General features: G+C 66.5%; 3 protein-coding genes. All 3 read right to left on the bottom strand.

Annotated elements, in window-relative coordinates:
• Positions 1–340 (bottom strand): peptidase associated/transthyretin-like domain-containing protein (locus AC08OU_RS15080; RefSeq protein WP_476605159.1); only part of this gene is annotated, 340 nt, incomplete at its 3' end.
• A gap of 685 nt (positions 341–1,025) precedes the next feature.
• Positions 1,026–2,093 (bottom strand): bifunctional UDP-sugar hydrolase/5'-nucleotidase, encoded by a 1,068-nt coding sequence (locus tag AC08OU_RS15075; RefSeq protein ID WP_476601793.1) that lies wholly within the window; start codon positions 2,091–2,093, stop codon positions 1,026–1,028.
• A 181-nt stretch (positions 2,094–2,274) separates the two neighbouring features.
• The coding region (locus tag AC08OU_RS15070) for a hypothetical protein (protein ID WP_476605158.1) at positions 2,275–2,494 on the bottom strand (220 nt) is incomplete at its 5' end.

Raw genomic sequence — 2,494 nt, 5'->3', positions numbered from 1 at the left:
TCCGGTGGGTGTGCCGATGGGTGTGCCAGCGCCGGGAACCATCCGCGAGGGTGAGGAGTTCGACGGCTCCGGCGGGGCGGTCCTCGTGCCTGACCCCGATGATCACCTCGTCGCCGTCGATGCGGCCCGGGGCCCGGTGCCCGGCCCGGTCAGCTGGTGGCGCCAGCGCACCACTCCGTGGCGGCGTGCGGTGGGTGCCGGGGCGGGTAAGGAACACGAACGGCCCCGCCGCGGCCAGCGAGAACGTCCCGTCCGCCGCGCTGGTAGTAACCGTACGGCCGTCGCTGACGAGCACACCGGGACAGGCCCGCCCGTCGGCGGTGACGACACGTCCACGCATGAAGATAGCCTTTCTCGAGATCAGACGCGGAGATACGAGCTACGACACTCGGTGAGGACGTCGGTTGTCGCCAGCGCGATGCCGCTGCTTTCAGCCGGCACTGCGTTTCGCCCAGCCCCCGGGAGGGCTACGCTGCCGTCCCGGGGGCTGGCCAGGCCCCGCCGCTGGGTGCACCCCGGCTTCGGGGCCAACTCCCCAACCGTAGGGCCACGCCGAAGCCACTTCCTGATCGAACAAGGCCACTACCTACATGCGGATGGCCTCACTGCGCCGCCCGCTTCTTGGCGGATAATCCACCCCCACCTGGATACTCGTATACAACCAGGATAGTTCCCGGCGCACACGATCTCCAGAATAGAGTCGAAATTGTGCTAGCCGACTTATTTAAAGCTTAGTAAGGTCGGTGTGCCGCTGCTTGTGAGCGGGCCCTGCCGGAAAACCAGGCGCGGAGTCCGTCCCGCATTCCGATGCCGGTGGGCTGCCAGTCCACGTCGCGCGCCAGCAGGGTGCGGGCGTTGCGAACGTGCATGCTGCTCAGCACGGTGAGACCGTCAGCGTGTCCTGCCCGGCGCGGCGCGCAGTGACATCCCTCGGTGAAGTAGAGGTCGAGGCCGCGGCGGAGCAGTTCGACCTCTTCCGCGGACAGTTCCGCGGCCCAGGTCTCGTCGGCGCGGGTGCCTCCTGGTCACGGCAGGGTACGGAACAGGTCTGCCTCGCTGACCCGCCCGGCGGGGAGGAACGTATGGATGCCGTCAAGGGGCACCTGACCACAGCTGACTTCAGCCCGGCCGACGATCGCGACGTCTGCGCCGGTCAGCTCCAGCACTCCGCGTGCCACGGCATCGCCGATCAGGCCCGCGCCGGGCATGGCGGGTTCGGTCAACGGCCGCTCCAGTTCACCGATGATCTGTCCGCGAAGCTCCGCCAGCGTGTTGCTGCCGGGACCGCTCCAACCGAGCCGATCCTCCTCGCGAGCAGTGACCAGTTCGCCACGAAGATGAATACCGTCATCGTCAATATCCACCACGCCGACCTCGACGCCCATCGCCCAGGGCTGGATGTAGGGCATTCCCGCGACGGTCCCGATCCGGCGCGTTGCTGTTACATGCGCGCCGAACACACCGTCGACGTGCCCGCGAAGAGCGCGACAGAAATCGTGCATCCGCTGGCCGCCGTCCGGCTCGCCAGGTCTTGGAAAGATCCCGTCATGAATTGCCACGAAGGTGTGGTCGACCTGGCCCCGAAGGCCGGCCGCGGTCTCGATCGTCAGCTGCGCCGCGGCGTCGAGATCGCCGAGCTGGTCATAGACCGCCCGGCCGCGCCGTTCGGCCAGGTTGATGCCCACGATCGCGACGGTGCGGCCGCTCGGCGAGCTGACCGTCCAGTACGGTTGGAACACCGGGCCAAGCGCCACCAAGGCCGGGTCCGCGGCAACCAGCGGGAAGGGGATCCGCTGTGCCCATGTCAACACCGCCGCATCACCGAAGTCGAACTCGTGATTGCCCGGGATAGCCGCATCAAAGCCAAGACTGGCGGCGGCCGCCCAACCGAGAACACCTTCGGTCGCTGTGCAGAGCGGTCCTCCGGCGGAGAAGTCGCCGACGTCGATCCAGGCACTTGTCTGCACGTCCTCGCGAAGCCGGTTCACCGTCGCCCGCAACGCCGAGCCACCGGGCAGCTGCCCCCAGGATGTTGCCTGTCTGCCAAACGATCCAAAGAAGTCGTAGGTGAGGAGCAGGCGGATGTCAGTCATGTGCATGGGCTCCTTCCTGTTCGAGTAGGTGTGGCGAAGACAGGCGCAGGCTCACGTCCTCGTCCTTACATGTTCGGGCCCCATGGAATCTTGGAGCTGGCCGCCTGGGGCACCGGAACTTCCGCCCAGCGGACCATGGGGCCCGAACACCACTCATCCTAGAAAACTTGCCTACCTGCGGTCAGACCGGGCACTTGGTTACCTGCAGCGAATCTTGCTTCGCAGGGTCGTCGATATTGTCCGCGGTGTAGACCTGCGGCGGAAGGACGACGCGCTCCTCAACCGGCTTACCCGACGCCGCCGCGACCGCCTGGTCCAGCATCTTCACACCAGCTTCACGCAGGTCGTAATCGATCAACGCGGAGATCCCGCCGCTCTTAAGGAGTCGAAATGAAATAACT

It is taken from the genome of Frankia sp. CcMO1 (genome assembly GCF_977945845.1).
The sequence above is the reverse complement of the archived record's forward strand: the minus strand, read 5'-3'. Positions and strand labels throughout refer to the sequence as shown.